Origin of the sequence: Ureibacillus endophyticus (genome assembly GCF_024159215.1) — a bacterium.
Taxonomy (GTDB): Bacteria; Bacillota; Bacilli; order Bacillales_A; family Planococcaceae; genus Ureibacillus; species Ureibacillus endophyticus.
This window is the reverse complement of the sequence record NZ_JAMYWW010000001.1, coordinates 904,616-921,000: the sequence shown is the minus strand read 5'-3', so window position 1 is coordinate 921,000 and position 16,385 is coordinate 904,616. Positions and strand designations below refer to the sequence as shown.

Below are 16,385 nucleotides of genomic sequence, written 5' to 3'. Positions count from 1 at the left end.
TTATCTTCCTTTCAAAATCGTTTCAATGATAGCCATTCTTACAAAAACACCATTTCGAACTTGACTAAATATTCTTGAACGTTCGCACTCTACTAGTTCCGATGCAATTTCTACATCACGGTTAACAGGTGCTGGGTGCATTATGATTGCATTTTTCTTCATTTTTGCTTCACGCTCGAAAGTTAAACCATATTGTTCGTGATAACTTTCTTTTGAGAAACTTTTATTTACAATATGTCGTTCATGCTGAATACGTAGTAACATCACGACATCACTGTCTTCTAACAGCCCATCCCAAGAATGATGTGCCTCAAAATCTCCTGCCCATTCTGGTGGACATAGGAAACGAACATTTACACCAAGTTTTCTTAACGCCGTAGCATTTGATTTTGCAACGCGACTATGTGAGATGTCACCGACAATCGTAACATTTAATCCTTCAAATGATCCGAACTCTTTATAGATTGTGTATAAATCTAACAAACTTTGCGACGGGTGTTGTCCTGCTCCATCACCGGCATTAATAACTGCTACATTAATTCCCTCAAGAAGTTCGTTGTAGTATTCATCCTCCTTCGCACGAATAACTACAGCATCCATCCCAATCATTTCTAATGTCTTCACAGTATCGTACATTGTCTCACCTTTTAATGCACTTGAAAATCCTGCATCAAAAGGAATCACTGTACAACCTACTTTTCTTTCTGCCATTTCAAAACTTGTTTTCGTCCTTGTACTTGGCTCGAAAAATAAGTTTGCAACATGATAAGTTCGATTTAAAACACTTTGTTCACCAGCTTCAAATTGAGCTGCTCGTTCAATAATCTTCATTACTTGGTCATTTGTTAAATGTTCCATTGAAAGTAAATTTCTCATTGTCTCTTCCTCCTTGTAAGAAAAGCATTCGCTATTTATGAAAAATGCCTCGTGACTATCACGAGGCTTTAGGAGGTATGACAAAATTAGTACGTCAACGTACGGCTGTCATATTTCCCCTTTTTTGCCTCTCTGGACAACTTTTAAAAGGTTATATTATTTTATTCAATATCTTTCACTTCTTTATCTCTTCCTGGTAATAGAAGGTTTAATAATACACCAACAATTGCAGCTAAAGCCATACCTTCGATTGCAAAGCTGTCAGTAAATCTTAAAGCTGCACCACCAATACCGATAACTAAAATTACAGATGAGATAACCATGTTGCGGTTGTTACCGAAATCAATGTTGTTTTCAACAAGCATTCTTAGTCCACTTGAAGCAATAATCCCGAATAGTAGTATTGAAATACCACCAAGTACTGCAGTTGGAATTGTTTGAACTAATGCCATTGCTTTTCCAAAGAAGGAAAATAAGATGGCAAGTACTGCTGCACCTAAAATTACATACACCGAGAAAACTCTTGTGATTGCTAAAACCCCAATATTTTCACCATATGTTGTTTTTGGCGGTCCACCAATAAAAGCACTAACAAGTGTTCCTAATCCATCACCAAGTAACGATCTATGTAAACCTGGGTCTTTCACATAGTTACGATTTACTACTTTACCTAATACTAATTGATGCCCAATATGTTCTGAGATTGTTACGATTACGATTGGCACCATCGCTAATAAGATTGCTGATGTTACTTTAAATTCGTAATGTACACCTGGAATTAAGAAGTCAGGGAAAGCAAACCAAGATGCTTCTTTAACTGGTGTAAAATCGACAATCCCAACGATAGCAGAATATATGTACCCAACAATTAACCCTAAAAGAATAGGCATTGTACTTAAAACATTTTTAAAATATACATTAAAGATAATTGCTGCAAATAATGTAACTAATGCAGCTGTGAAATGTAAGAAGCTATATTCACCATTTACATTCATTGCCATATTAACGGCTGTTCCTGCTAACCCTAATCCAATAACCATAATAACTGGAGCTACAACAATCGGTGGTAATAGACTCATTAACCATTTGTAACCTGTTTTCCAAATTAATAAGGAAACAATTCCGTATACTAATCCGACTGCCATTGCACCAATCATTGCATTACCAGGGTTTACACTTTGACCATTTTCGTTTAAGCCGCCAGCTGCTAAAAGTATTGGCGCGATAAAGGCGAAGGATGAACCTAAATAAGCTGGTACTTTAAATTGTGTAATTAACAAGAAAACAATTGTTGCTAGTCCACTTGTTAAAAGTGCGATTGCAGGACTTAATCCTACTAATTGAGGTACTAATATTGTTGAACCAAACATTGCAAACATGTGTTGGAAACTTAATGTAATCAACTGTCCTGTGGTAGGTTTATCGTTAATGTCTAAAATCGCTTTGGACATATTTATTTTCCTCTCTCATCTGATGAATTAATCTATTTTGTGTAATGTAACATTATCTTCGCCATCTACTTCTTGTAAGCGAACAACAATTCTTTCTGTTCCTGCTGTTGGAATGTTCTTCCCAACATAATCAGCTCTAATTGGTAATTCTCGATGACCCCGGTCTACTAATACTGCTAGTTGAATTTGCGATGGCCTTCCTAAATCCATGACTGCGTCTAAACCAGCTCTTACTGTTCTACCTGTATAAAGAACATCATCAACTAATACGATTTTTTGATTTGTTACTACGTAGTCGATATCTACTTGTTGTACAAGTGCTTCATCATTATCGTTTTTTGAAGATAAGTCATCACGATACAATGTAATATCAAGTTCCCCTGTACGGATTGGTTTGCCTTCAATTCTTTCGATTTTTTCTGCTAGACGCTTTGCTAAGAATGCCCCTCGAGTTTTAATACCAACTAAAATACATTCATCAATCCCTTTATTACGTTCAATGATTTCATGAGCGATTCTTGTTAGAGCACGATTCATTGAAGGTCCATCTAATAATTCGGTAATATTCGACATACCATTTCCTCCTCCCCTGAATATTTATTGTTTTGTTCACAGTCCCATGAGGTATAACTTTTTCAAAATAAAAAACCTCCTAAGCACCAGCTTAAGAGGTTGGGATATACAAGTTGAAAAAGCATGTTTGGTCGTGTTTTCATTTCATAGGCATACCTAAATAAGCGTTTTATCGTGCAAAGGACACAATAAGCCTATGTTAGAAACGCATGAAAACTCCGTTACAATTCATCTTATACCTTCTCAGCCTCTCTGGACTGCCATTAAAGGTGAATATTTAATTTTTTTACTATTCCCTATCACAGTAGGTTTTATTCACTGTTGTCAGTATAGTCTTATCTATAACTCAAGTCAACACTGTTTTAATAAAATAATTTTTTTAAATTTCTTCCGTTCTTAATTGTTCAAGCAATTGTCGAAAATCGTCAGGTAATGGCACTTCAAACTCTAAGTATTCATTACTCGTTGGATGGTTAAAACCAAGAACACCAGCATGTAGCACTTGTCCACCAAAATCAATTGTTTTCTTTGGTCCATATTTTGGATCTCCCACTAAAGGAAAACCGATGTAATTCATATGCACACGAATTTGGTGTGTACGACCTGTTTCAAGTCGACATTCCACCAATGTATACTTCCCGATTCTTTCTTTCACATGAAAATGAGTTACCGCATGCTTCCCATTATCGACAACAGCTTGTTTCTGACGATCTTTTGGATCTCTTCCAATCGGTGCATCAATTGTCCCTTTATCATGGGCAATATGGCCATGAACTAATGCAGTATACTTACGTGTTACTGTTTTATTCACCAATTGTTCTACAAGTGAATGATGGGCGTGGTCATTTTTTGCAACCATAAGTAAGCCAGAAGTATCTTTATCGATTCGATGGACAATTCCTGGTCTTAATACACCATTTATTCCAGATAGATCCTTACAATGGTACATTAAGCCATTAACTAAAGTTCCTGTCATATGTCCAGGCGCAGGGTGAACAACCATTCCTTTAGGCTTATTTACTACGATTACATCTGCATCTTCATAGACAATTTCAAGATCCAAATCTTCTGGAATTACTTCTAGAGGTTCTGGTTCCGGCACATCAATTTCGACTATGTCGCCTTCTTTTACTTTATATTTTGCTTTTGGCACTTCTCCATTAACTTTTACAATACCATCAGCTATCCAACTTGCAATTTGAGAACGAGACCACTCTTCGTTAATTACAGATAACGCCTTGTCTATACGTTCCCCTGCATTTTCTGTTTCAATTGTAATTGTTACAACTGTCATTTTTTCACCTTTTTCTTTCCTTCACGATCTTCTTTTAGTATGACTAAAATTAACATAACTACTGAAATTGTTAGTGCAGCATCTGCAATGTTAAAAATCGGAAAATCATAATTAATTATCGGAATTAGCACATCGATAAAATCTACTACTTCTCCACGGAAAATACGATCAATAAAATTCCCTAGAGCTCCCCCTAGTAAAACCATTAAACTACTGGCAAAGAACGGTTTTCCCTTTGCTTCTTTATGGAAGTAGTAAATGATTCCACCAATTACAACAAGTGTAACGATGGTGAAAATCCACATTTGTCCTTGTAACATACCCCAAGCCGCACCACGATTCCGATGAGAAAGGATGGCAAACCAAGGATCCAAAACGGTAATCCGATCACCAATTTCCATATTTTTAACAATCAACCATTTAGTCCATTGATCAATTAACAAAACAATTGCTGCTAAACCATAATACTTATACACAGTATTCCCCCGTTTGTTATAATCTTTCCTATTCTAACATATGGAGTGTCGTAATGAAAAAGAGAACTCATTAAACTATTCCAATTTATGTATAAAATTATTATAAGAATCTCATCTTTAGACTTGATTTTTATTTGAGTCGGACGCCCCAAATGGTCGCAAGTAGTTACAAACCCTCAAAATATGATCAAATTTTTATAAATCTTTACGTCAAAAAAATTAACCAAATCCTAAATGATGAAAATAAGAGGTACTTACATTATTTTGATATTCAAATAAAAAATCGATCATTTATTGGGCTTATCCAATAAATGATCGATTAACAAATAGAGAAATATTCGTGATTATCTTATTAGAGCAATTGTTCCTTCAACAGATTGAGCAGATAATTCAAATGCTATTCTCTCTTCTTCGGTTAATTGGAGTTCGATTATATTTTCAATCCCTTCCCCACCTAATACAACGGGTACACCAATACAAATATCTTTGTATCCGTAATAACCGTTTAAGTATGCAATGGCTGGTAGGATTCGTTTCTGATCTCCTAATATAGCTTCCAACATAACGATAATCGAAGCAGCTGGTGCATAATACGCACTTCCATTTCCAAGTAATTCAACAATTTCTCCTCCGCCTTTTCGTGTTCGGTCGACCAATGCTTGAATTCGCTCTTTTGTAAGAATCTTCTCGATTGGAATTCCACCTATATACGTATACCGAACAAGAGGAACCATTTCATCTCCATGACCACCTAAAACAAAACTCGAAATATCTTCAACTGATATATTTAATTCTTCTGCGATAAACGTATTAAATCTTGCCGTATCTAATATGCCTGATTGTCCGATAACTCGATTTGGTCGAAAACCTGTTGTCTTCAAACAAATATAAGTCATTGCATCAACAGGATTACTTAATACAATGACATAACTGTTTGGTGCATATTCTTTTATTTTTTCGCTGACGAATTGAATGATTTTAGCATTGGTATATACTAAGTCCTCTCTACTCATACCAGGTTTTCTTGCAATACCTGCTGTTATTATGACAAGATCTGCATCTTTTATAAGTGAATAATTAGAAGTTCCTATCACTTTTACATTAAACTTTTGTATTGGACTCATTTCATAAATGTCTAACGCTTTTCCTTTTGTAGGATTCTCCATATCTAACATATCTAATAACACAATATCGCCTAATTCCTTTTGAGCGGCCATTAAAGCGATTGTCGTTCCAGTATGTCCTGCACCAATAATTGCAATTTTTTTCTTTTAAATCCCATAATATACCCCCTCACCAACACCAGTAATTATGGATTATTCAATGTTTCATTTACTAAAAAGGTATTTTGAATACCTTCATCGGTTCTTGCAATAACATGTACAGATAGTACTTTACCGATTTTTCTCGCTGTCGCTTCTCCCGTTTCAATCGCTGCTTGAACAGCTCCAATATCTCCTTGAATAATCACGGTAACAATTCCACCATCAATTTTTATTCAGGTTTTACTAATGTGATGTTTGATGCTTTTAACATGGCGTCTGCTGCTTCAATTGAGCCAACCAATCCAATTGTTTCAATCATGCCGATTGCCTGATTCACCGTTTATCACTCCGCTCTATTATAGACGAACCAATAATACCTACAATTAACGCATCAATAGGATAATTCTTTGCATTTTGCAATCACGAACTAGCAAAACTACCAAATGTGATGATGATATCTTCGCCCTCGCCAATCACCAAAACGATCACAGTTTCCGATTGTTCAAGACGATTAGTTTCAACTTAAGGACTATATCATTCTTCGTCATACAAAATGGTAATCCCTAATTGTTTTGCAATTTCTCTTGCTCTGTCAGTAACTATTGTCTTTGAATGAATCCGTATACTTGTTCCTTTCACGTTCTGGATATCGTATGCTGTAATTACTCTTTGATCTGGAAAAGATAATTGTGTTGATAATTTGTACTCACTATCAATATTTTCAGAGCAATCATTTTTATATAGTTTACCGATAGTCCCTTGTTGTATTAATCCCGCATTCGCCTCATCAGTATCGATATGCATTTCTAATCGATATTTATCAGAAACCCTAATTTTTACTTGTTGAAACATAACAGGTCGATCTTGTTTCACACCAATTGAAACAAATTCACCATCTTTTACATTGAAGTTTTGTGCATCAAGAGGTGACATATGAATATGTGCTTGAGCTAATATAACGCCTTCTTTTAAATAAATACTTCCCTTTGGTCGAACTAATGTACAACTAGCAGATCCCTCAATATCTCCTGATTCTCGTAATGGTGGATTAATGCCTAGTTTTAGTGCATCTGTAAAACTAACTTCCACTTGTGTTAGTTTTCTTGTTGGGCCAAGAACACGGACTTTTTGAATACACCCTTTTGGACCTACAATTGTTAACGTTTCATTTGCTGCAAATTGGTTAGGCTGCGACAAGTTTTTATATTTGGTTAGTACCGCGTCTCTACCGAACAAAATTTCAACATGTTCTTGCTGCAAATGAATATGGCGAGCGGAAACAGCAATGGGAATTCCGTCAGTAAATTCTGAATTCGATGTCACATTTTTAGGGGCTGCGAATTGAGAGACCATCTCGTCTACAATCTTTTTAATTTGTAGTTGATTCATCGAATTGCCACCTTCCTAAAACGATCTAATTACAATTAAGCCTTACCTACTCCATAGCGTAAGACTCTGAACATTTGGCTAGAATGCTTCAGCATCTTCAGGTAATGTTTGACCGCCATCGACTACAATTGTTTGTCCAGTAATGAATCCCGCTTCTTTGCTACTTAAGAACAATGCTGCATAACCGATATCTTCCACTTTCCCTAATCTTTTAAAAGGAATGGCACTTGCCATTTTTTTTAAATACTCTTCTCCTAACCCTTCTAAGCCTTCTGTTGCGATATTACCCGGCATCACGGCATTAATGGTAATATTAAATGGAGCTAATTCTAATGCCGCTGTTCTCATAAAGCCAAGTTGTGCAGCTTTACTGGCACCATAATGTGTCCAACCAGCATATCCTGTAATAGGTCCCGTAATGGAAGATGTAATAATAACTCGACCATTTTCGGCTTCTTTCAGATAAGGAAGACATGCTTTTACCGAAAACATTGTCCCTCTTGTGTTCACGTTCATGACATGGTCCCAATCCGCTACTGTCATGTTCTCTAATTTTACTGATGGAAAAATGCCTGCATTTGAGCAAAGAATATCAATTGAACCCTGGTCTTGTGCAACACTTTTTGCCATTCTTTCAACAGATTCATAGTTTTCAACATCAACAGAAATCGCGGAAGCTGAATAACCTTGTTGGTTTAACTCATTCGCTACATATTGTGCAGATTCAAGTCCTCTTGCAGCAATTACCACATGTGCTCCTTGCTGTGCAAATACGGTTGCAATTCCTTTTCCTATCCCTTTACTTCCACCAGTTACAATAGCGACTTTGCCCTTTAAATCTACTTTCATAAAGTACCATCCTTATTAATGTTTTGGTTTTCTCGAAATTTCCTGAACTAACTTCACAACGGATTTCTCAGGACGCGAAAGGATATTATAAGAAATAAATTTCTTCGATTGTTTTGCTATTTCTAAACCAACTTGAATTGCTTCTCGGACAGCTACTAAATCACCTTCAATTGCAATTGTTACATAAGCCAAATCAATGGTTTCTTGTCTTACAATGTGTACATTGGCCGCTTTTAACATCTGGTCTGCAACAACGATTGAAATAGCAAGACCTTTCGTTTCAATAATTCCAATAGCTTGTTTCATTGATTTCACTCCAAAGAATTGGCATCGGCATCTATCACATCTTGCTAGGAAGAAAATTTCTTATTCATACTTAATCGTAATCCCCTTTTGTTTGGCCGCATCTATAGCAAGGGGAGTAATAATCGTATTGTTTGAAATTGATAAAACAGAATTTTGATATTCTTTAATAGTTGATTCAGTAATTAACTTATTTTTTTCACTTATAACCTGTTTTGGATGGATAAAATTTTTCACATTTGTAAATTCACAAATTGTACAGCCATACTGTTGTAGATTCTTCACATATCCTTGTAACATCTTTATATAAGGATTATTGGATGAGCTTTGAATAACCAATGTTAAAAACTCATCATTCGGAACAAGCACTGGTGTAATTTCTCGTAGGATTAATTGAGAAAGTAATTTTGTCTCAGGTGAATAAATAATCCCTTGCGCACTATTTACAATAAATTGTTGATCAACCTCTAAAAATAAAATGAAGTCATAATAATTGATTAGTTCATCAACTACTTCCCCTTGCCACTCATCAACATGAAACAATATTTTTAGCCGTTCTATTTTTTTTATTGCTGATGATGTATTTGGATGAACAACCAATATATTTTTTTCGTAGATTCTATGGTTTTCTACTATTCTTTTAACAATTTGTGAAACAATTGTTTCTAATTGTGTATAATCCATTTACATCACACCAATTTAAGAAGTTTGCCCTTTATGTTCGGAGTAAAGGCTGCTGCATTTGCTTCATCTGTATCAATATGCATTTCGAGCACATAGTTTTCCGAAACACGTACTACTACATTTAGAAATTGTATAGGTCTGCTAGTGTTCACTTCCACTCTAACGATATCACCATCATAAACTTGAAATTGTTTGGCATCATCAGGTGACATATGAATATGGGCTTGTGCAATAATCAGTCCTTTTTCTTTATGCAATACACCCTTTGGACCAATTAAAGTAATTGGAGATGAGTCATCTAATTGTCCGGATAATCGAATCTGTGGTGTGACACCAAGCTTAATTGAATCCGTTTGACTAATCTCTATTTGTGTTTCTTTACGAAATGGTCCTAATACTCGAACACTTTCGATTTTTCCTTTTGGCCCTTGTATTGTAATCAGTTGATGTGATGCAAATTCGCCAGGTTGGGATAAATCTTTCCATTTTTCCAGTTTACAATCGTCTCCAAATAAACAATGAAAGTCTTTCTCGCTTAGATGACAATGACGCGCTGATACTGCGATTGGAATATCTACTTTTCCATCATCAAAATGACATCTGTTCACCTAAACTTCCTTTCAACAATTATTTTGGTAGAATGGCAAGTAACTCTGAGTGCGGGCGAGGAATCACATGAACAGATAGTAACTCTCCTACGCGTCTCGCTGCTTCTGAACCTGCATCTGTTGCAGCCTTTACTGCTCCTACATCCCCTGTTACTAATACCGTGACAATTCCGCCTCCAACATGTACTTTACCAACAATATTTACATTGGCTGCTTTTACCATCGCATCTGCTGCCTCAATTGAGCCAATTAATCCGCGCGTTTCAATCATTCCTAAAGCACCATTAATTTCAACACTCATCTAAAATTCCTCCTCTAACTATTCAATTTTTTTAAAACTTCTTCTACTACTCTTGTAACCAACTTTGAATCAATTGTTTCGACAACATCTGAATTCCTATCAATTCTTGTTTCCTTTAACCTATGTGTTGGTTGTGGGATTATAACAGGTTTTGTTTCATATGCAATCCGTTTGATATTGATTAAATGATCAACCGTAATATTATCACTCGTAATATTCCCCCCGTAGGAACCACACCCAAGTGTAAAAGATGGTATAAGAGAAGTAGATCCACCAGGGGCACCTAGAGCAGCATGCGTGTTTACAACAACACGCGATACTGGCATTTGAATTGAAAATTCTCTAACAAGAGCATCATCATTTGCATGAATGGAGAAACTATGGCCTCTTCCACCAATATCTAAAAGTTTCTGGCAAATAGATATTGCTTCTTGTGCATTAGTTGCAGTATATAACCCTAAAATTGGTGATAGTTTCTCTATAGAAAATGGATAATTTTTACCAATCTCAGTCTCTTCTGCAAGCAAAATGCGAATATGATCCGGTACATCAATCCCTGCTAATTTTGCTATATGCTTCGCTGATTTCCCTACGATTTCCCCATTCAATTGTCGAGGAACCGGGCTTATCACTAACTCAACTTTTCTCTTTTCTTCTTCATTTAGCACGTATACACCCTGAAAAACTAATTCATCCATAACAGATTTTTTTATCTCTTGATGAACCACTATCGCTTGTTCTGTAGCACAAATGGTACTGTTATCGAATGATTTACTTTCAACAATTTTTTTCACTGCCAATTGCACGTTTGATGATGGATCAATATATACAGGTACATTACCAGGACCTACACCATAAGCAGGCTTTCCAGACGAATACGCTGCCTTCACAAGCCCCGCACCACCTGTAGCTAATATGAGATTAACGTCCTGATGTCGCATTAATTCTTCTGTGGCCTTTAACGTCGGATGACTTACCCAGCCAATAAGTCCTTTCGGAGCACCAGCTTTAATAGCGGCTTCCTTACAAATTTTTAATGCTTCAATTGTGCTTTGAGCAGCTGTTGGATGCGGACTAACTACAATGGCATTTTTTGTTTTAAGTGCAATCATTGTTTTAAAAATAGCTGTAGCAGTTGGATTAGTTACAGGTGTCACCGCTGCAATGACACCAAATGGATAGGCAATTTCTACAATCCTTTTTGAATAATCTTCATTTAAAATACCAACTGTTTTTTTATCTATAATGGATTCAAATACACCTTTCGAGGCGAGTTCATTTTTAATTTTTTTATGCTCAATAATGCCCATTTTTGTTTCTGACACTGCAAGTACGGCTAATTGTTCCGCCTTTTGGTAGCTCGCATGTGCTATGGCTTCCACTATTTGATCGACTTGTTGCTGAGTAAATGTTTGAAATTGCTTTTGAGCAAGCCTTGCTTCTTCGATGGCGATCCGTACTTCTTGTATTGAGACTAAATCGATATCTGTTAGCACGTGCTCACCTCTTTAGTTGAACTTTTTAAATTTTATTAAGTTACTATTATCTGATCCTTTTATTTCATTTGAAGAAAAATGATAAACATTTAGAGATTGCCAATCATTCAATTCTTCTATAGAAAGTGTCTGTAAATTATATGTTTGAGTGGATGAAAATTGACCTACTTTATCATTTCTCAATAAATTATTCGCTTGCCAATCTTGTAATTCGCTATCTGTTAAGCCACAATTTTTTATGTTTTGCTCACTGTTAATTTCGTCAGTTAATTTTGAGATAACAAGTTCTGTAATTTTAGCAATCAATTGCTGGTCCATCCTATCCCTCACTTTCTAAAATTCTATCAACTAATTGCTGATCATATTTTTCTATGATTACATCAGCCTCTGGGAAAATACTCAAATTAGTTTGACCAGTGGAATTAATGCAAATAGCCTGTGCTAATCCTGCATTTTTTGCAAAACTCATATCTGCATTGGAATCACCAATCATCAATACCTTTGATAAATCAATTTGATGCCTTTCTGATGCTAGGAAGGCTAAATCAGGTGATGGTTTGCTATTTTCCACTAAGTCACTTCCATAAATAAATTCAAAGTAGTGACTTAGTTTTACTTTTTCCAACATATAGGTTGCATTAGATGTTACATCTGCTGTAATAACACCCATCTTTACTCCATGTTTTTTTAACTCTTCCAAAAGATCATATACACCAGGTAAAGCTTTTACTTCTAAAAACTTTTTTTGTTCATTTGCAAAAGTAATACCTTCTTTTGCGATTGTCATTGCTTTATCCCATCCAATTCCATTCTCATAAAGGATAAATGCCACAATAATTTGAGATTCAAGTATACTTCCAATCGCTAATGGGCTTGTAATATCGATTGAAATTTCATCTTCATTGACACCTAGTTTGATAATAAATTCTCTTTCAGACAGCGAGAATGATTGTTCCAATGAATTTGTAATATAGAAATAAACAAACTTGCTCCAAGGTATCCAGATACTGAATAAATCGATTAGCGTTCCGTCTTTATCGAAAAATACCCATCTGTCATTTTGCATATTTTTACTCCTATGAAATTTGGTTTATTTATTTTCTGGTGAGATAGTTGAAGAATTATTTTCTTTAATAAAGCGTTCTTCCGGTGCATCTTCATTGATACGATGTCTCGCCCAAACATAGTAATAAAGACTGGCGATTGCAAAGATGATTATACATACAAAAAAGAACGTTATATTTGCAAAGAAACTAGCGAAAATTGCAATGATTGCGAATACAAGTGAAATAATTGGAGTGAATGGATAGAGTGGAGTATTAAATGTTCTATTTAAGTTCGGTTCTTTTTTTCTTAAAATTAGCACTGATAAATTCATCGTAATATACGATACTAAGGCACCAAAAGTAGAAACTAAGATTAAATCATCTGGATTAAATAAAATAACTAAAAGTAACCCAACAAAACCTGGTAAAATAATGGCCATATATGGAGTTTGACGTTTTTTATGCATTAAGGATAAAAAGCTAGGTAAGTAGCCAGCTCTGGACAATGCATAAACTTGACGAGAGTAAGCTAATATTACTCCTGAAAAACTTGCAATTAAACCAACTAAACCGATGGATGCTAAAATTTGAGCTAACCAATAAGTATCACCAAAAGTAGCTGCTAATGCTGCAGGTAGTGGATCTTCAGCCACTGCCATAATATCAATACCTGCTAAACCTATTGCTACAGTTGTTGTCAATAAAGATAAAATTAATAATGTAATCATTCCCGAAATAAGCCCTTTTGGCATATCTTTCTGTACATCTCGAGTTTCTTCTGACAACATCGGTAACATTTCAATTGCTAAAAATAGCCACATTGCAAATGGTAGTGCAGACCATACTCCTGCAAATCCACCAGGAATTAAAGCATAGTCATCTGGGAATAAATTATCTAGCTGAATTTGTGGCAACCCGACGAAATACATTAAAACCAATAGTCCTAAAGCGATAAATACTAATATCATTTCGATTGTGGCATATTCTTTAATTCCAATAATATGGATAATCATAAATAATATATACATGATGGCTGCTGCCATTACTGTTGAAACAGAAGGAAATAAAAAGCTAATATACCCACCAATTCCAATTGCAATGATTGGTGCTGCAATTACATATTGTAAAACGACACCAACACCGGTAATAAAACCGAAGTATTTCCCCATTGCCCTTCTTGCAAAGGAATAGGGTCCACCTGCATAAGGTAACGCAGTTGACAATTCTGCAATTCCTAATGTCATTGTTAAATACATAATTGCCATTACAACTGTAGCAATAACCATTCCCAGATAACCTGATTCAAGAAGACCAAAATTCCAACCAAAATAGTTACCGGAAATCACAATTCCAACACCAATTGTCCACAAATGAATAGGTGTTAAAGCTTTCTTTAGCGTTACTGTCTCTTTTTTAGATGACATATAACCTTTACCCTCCTTTTAATAGCTAATTAATTTTCAAACTTCGCTAAATAATCTAACACGAGGGAATCACTTTGAATTGTATAGTCTTCACCATAATATCTAGAGGTATCATTATCACGACTTCCAATCCAAGAAATTAACTGTAATCGTCGCATTAAGATAAATGTTGGAATCATTTCGATTTCCTCTTGTGTAAGTGACCTTATCGATGTATAACCCGTTAACCAAGATTGAACCAGATTATTTACATATGGCTTATGTTCAATAAAACTTAATGATGAGCCCAAATCATGAAGGTACCAAGAAAATCCACAATCATCAAAATCAATTACTCTAATTTTCTTACCATCGATTAATAGATTTGCTAAACGTAAATCCGAATGAATAAGACCAAATCTCGTCTTATCCTTCCCAAATTGTTCTAACTTTCGTTTAATTGTATTTGATGCTCGATTATATAAAGCAATTCTTTCCGGTGTCATTCCTCTGCCATCTTGCCATCTTCCCCATTTAGGATTTTCACCGAGTATTGTTTCGTAATCCCAAGTCATTCGTTTATAATTTTTATATTTCTCATGGTTATCAATCATATATTTATGAAATGTCGCTGAAATTTTACCGATCATTTCAAACTGCTTTACTAAATCTTCTTCTTTATTTTCATCAGGTGCTTTACCATTAACAAATGTAAATAAAGAACTATAATATGTTGTGCCATCTATTTCGACAGCGTTTACAAAAGTAGCATCATCCGCTTTGATCGGCAACGATACTTCTATTTCTGATTCATCATGTAATGTTAACAACCAGTTAATTTCCGCTTCTATTTCTTCTTTACGATGATAATTTGGACGGTTAACACGTAATATATATTTCTCATGTTCTTTTTGAATTAGATAAGTAGCATTCTCTGAATAGTCGAGCATTTTTATTTGAGCATTATTTAAAAAGTGATATCTTTTTGTAGATTTTTTTGCTACATCATGAAAGATTTGAAGATTTCTATCTAAAGTTGAATTATTCATTTGTTCCATAGAAACATCCTCCCTGTTATAGTTTCTATCCCCATTTGCAACTTTAACGTGTAAAACTATATTTGATTTGTTGACTTGCTTCCTTTATACCTGCTTCACATTTTTCGAGTAGTTCATCACAATATTCCTTATTGCACAATAAACCTGGTTTAAATTGTAAAACTCTAGTGTCAAGCATTGAATAAATCGCCCATACCCCGTGTTTATAAAGACTACTCATCACATATTTAGCTCCCTCTGGATGTTCAAATTCAAGTCCCATTACTACGCCTAGTTGTCTTATACCAACAAAGAAATCCGGATATTGTTGTTGAATACGTTCTAACCCTGCTCTTAAATATCTAGCTACATAATCCACATTCTTAATCACTTGTGGACGTTGGGATATTTCTAATACTTTACTCGCAACAATACAACCTAGTTCAGCACCACCAAATGTAGAAATATGTGCTAGTCCATCTTCATTCATCCAGCCACCAGCACGTTCATTTACTACTGTTGCTGCAATCGGATATATTCCTCCACCTAGACCTTTTGCTGTAACTAAAATATCTGGTTTTACATTATAATGCTCTATTCCCCAAAGTTTCCCTGTGCGCATTAATCCTGTTTGTACTTCATCCGCTATATACACCGTTCCGTAACGTTCACACATTTCTTTGACAGTTGCTAAATAATTTGGAAACGGTAATGGGAATCCATATGTCGCTGGAATAGTTTCAATAATAACTGCAGCTACGTCCCCTTTTGAAAGTTCTCGTTCCATAGCAGTTAAATCGTTAAATGGTACATGAACAAATTCATTAGAGTCACCTTCACTAAGGAATAATTTCGAATATCGTTCATTACCTAATGATACGGCCAAACCTGTATGGCCATGATAACCATTTTTTATGGAAATAAATTTTTTCCTTTTCGTAGCATACCGCGCGCACTTCAATGCCACATCAATTGCTTCACTACCACCACTTGAAAATATCGTATATTTTAATCCCTCAGGTGTACATTTAGCCAATTGTTCAGCTAATTGCGCTCTTGTAATCGATGGGAAATGATGATTTCCGATATCAAAATAATTCGTTGCTTCAATTAATGTTTCAATTAATTCTGGATTTCGGTGTCCTAAGTTATAAGTTCCTCCATTTAAATGGACATTCATTAATTTTTTCCCATCCATATCATAGAAATAATACCCTTCTCTTTTTCCAATAACGAGGTCAATCCCGTCTTTCTGCCATTGCTTTGTTTTTCCTGGGTTCCACCACTCAATTGATTTTTGTAATATATCCTTTTTGTTTTCAAAAAAGTTCATT

20 protein-coding genes are annotated in these 16,385 nt (G+C 35.3%); all 20 read right to left on the bottom strand.

Annotated elements, in window-relative coordinates; translation table 11 throughout:
• Positions 1–876, bottom strand: coding sequence for an aspartate carbamoyltransferase catalytic subunit (locus tag NKR20_RS04500; protein WP_121212917.1), 876 nt, complete (start codon positions 874–876; stop codon positions 1–3).
• Between the two features lie 161 nt (positions 877–1,037).
• Complete coding sequence (locus NKR20_RS04495; protein ID WP_121212916.1) at positions 1,038–2,327, bottom strand: uracil-xanthine permease family protein; 1,290 nt, start codon at positions 2,325–2,327, stop codon at positions 1,038–1,040.
• 27 nt (positions 2,328–2,354) lie between these two features.
• Positions 2,355–2,900: a bifunctional pyr operon transcriptional regulator/uracil phosphoribosyltransferase PyrR gene (gene pyrR, locus NKR20_RS04490; RefSeq protein ID WP_121212915.1), complete on the bottom strand. Its 546-nt coding sequence runs from the start codon at positions 2,898–2,900 to the stop codon at positions 2,355–2,357.
• A gap of 379 nt (positions 2,901–3,279) precedes the next feature.
• Complete coding sequence (locus NKR20_RS04485; protein WP_121212914.1) at positions 3,280–4,194, bottom strand: RluA family pseudouridine synthase; 915 nt, start codon at positions 4,192–4,194, stop codon at positions 3,280–3,282.
• Positions 4,191–4,670: a signal peptidase II gene (lspA, locus tag NKR20_RS04480; RefSeq protein WP_121212913.1), complete on the bottom strand. Its 480-nt coding sequence runs from the start codon at positions 4,668–4,670 to the stop codon at positions 4,191–4,193. Before lspA ends, NKR20_RS04485 begins: the two co-directional genes overlap by 4 nt.
• Positions 4,671–5,014: 344 nt before the next feature.
• Positions 5,015–5,887 carry a malate dehydrogenase gene (mdh, locus tag NKR20_RS04475; RefSeq protein ID WP_253423946.1) on the bottom strand — a complete coding sequence of 291 codons (873 nt, stop codon included), beginning with the start codon at positions 5,885–5,887 and terminating at the stop codon, positions 5,015–5,017.
• Positions 5,888–5,979: 92 nt separating this feature from the next.
• Positions 5,980–6,141: a BMC domain-containing protein gene (locus tag NKR20_RS19390; RefSeq protein ID WP_366519704.1), complete on the bottom strand. Its 162-nt coding sequence runs from the start codon at positions 6,139–6,141 to the stop codon at positions 5,980–5,982.
• 23 nt (positions 6,142–6,164) lie between these two features.
• Entirely contained in the window at positions 6,165–6,272 is a 108-nt protein-coding gene (locus NKR20_RS19385) for a BMC domain-containing protein (protein ID WP_366519703.1), read from the bottom strand.
• A gap of 197 nt (positions 6,273–6,469) precedes the next feature.
• Positions 6,470–7,324 (bottom strand): phosphate propanoyltransferase, encoded by an 855-nt coding sequence (locus NKR20_RS04465; protein ID WP_253423942.1) that lies wholly within the window; start codon positions 7,322–7,324, stop codon positions 6,470–6,472.
• A 78-nt stretch (positions 7,325–7,402) separates the two neighbouring features.
• Positions 7,403–8,173, bottom strand: coding sequence for a 3-oxoacyl-ACP reductase FabG (gene fabG / locus NKR20_RS04460; RefSeq protein WP_253423938.1), 771 nt, complete (start codon positions 8,171–8,173; stop codon positions 7,403–7,405).
• A gap of 15 nt (positions 8,174–8,188) precedes the next feature.
• Positions 8,189–8,479, bottom strand: coding sequence for a BMC domain-containing protein (locus NKR20_RS04455; RefSeq protein WP_253423935.1), 291 nt, complete (start codon positions 8,477–8,479; stop codon positions 8,189–8,191).
• 60 nt (positions 8,480–8,539) lie between these two features.
• Entirely contained in the window at positions 8,540–9,160 is a 621-nt protein-coding gene (locus NKR20_RS04450; RefSeq protein ID WP_253423932.1) for a hypothetical protein, read from the bottom strand.
• A gap of 5 nt (positions 9,161–9,165) precedes the next feature.
• Positions 9,166–9,768 (bottom strand): phosphate propanoyltransferase, encoded by a 603-nt coding sequence (gene pduL, locus NKR20_RS04445; protein WP_253423929.1) that lies wholly within the window; start codon positions 9,766–9,768, stop codon positions 9,166–9,168.
• A 19-nt stretch (positions 9,769–9,787) separates the two neighbouring features.
• Positions 9,788–10,069: a BMC domain-containing protein gene (locus NKR20_RS04440; RefSeq protein WP_053995836.1), complete on the bottom strand. Its 282-nt coding sequence runs from the start codon at positions 10,067–10,069 to the stop codon at positions 9,788–9,790.
• 14 nt (positions 10,070–10,083) lie between these two features.
• Positions 10,084–11,565 (bottom strand): aldehyde dehydrogenase family protein, encoded by a 1,482-nt coding sequence (locus NKR20_RS04435; RefSeq protein ID WP_253423926.1) that lies wholly within the window; start codon positions 11,563–11,565, stop codon positions 10,084–10,086.
• Positions 11,566–11,577: 12 nt separating this feature from the next.
• On the bottom strand, positions 11,578–11,883 hold the full coding sequence (locus NKR20_RS04430) for a hypothetical protein (RefSeq protein WP_253423923.1): 306 nt from the start codon (positions 11,881–11,883) through the stop codon (positions 11,578–11,580).
• 1 nt (position 11,884) lies between these two features.
• Positions 11,885–12,631: an HAD family hydrolase gene (locus NKR20_RS04425; protein WP_253423920.1), complete on the bottom strand. Its 747-nt coding sequence runs from the start codon at positions 12,629–12,631 to the stop codon at positions 11,885–11,887.
• A gap of 24 nt (positions 12,632–12,655) precedes the next feature.
• On the bottom strand, positions 12,656–14,035 hold the full coding sequence (gene eat, locus NKR20_RS04420; protein WP_253423917.1) for an ethanolamine permease: 1,380 nt from the start codon (positions 14,033–14,035) through the stop codon (positions 12,656–12,658).
• 29 nt (positions 14,036–14,064) lie between these two features.
• The gene (locus NKR20_RS04415; RefSeq protein ID WP_253423914.1) at positions 14,065–15,072 is read right to left on the bottom strand and encodes a phosphotransferase enzyme family protein; all 1,008 of its coding nucleotides are present in this window, start codon (positions 15,070–15,072) and stop codon (positions 14,065–14,067) included.
• 43 nt (positions 15,073–15,115) lie between these two features.
• On the bottom strand, positions 15,116–16,384 hold the full coding sequence (locus NKR20_RS04410) for a class-III pyridoxal-phosphate-dependent aminotransferase (RefSeq protein WP_253423911.1): 1,269 nt from the start codon (positions 16,382–16,384) through the stop codon (positions 15,116–15,118).
• Position 16,385 lies beyond the last annotated feature (1 nt).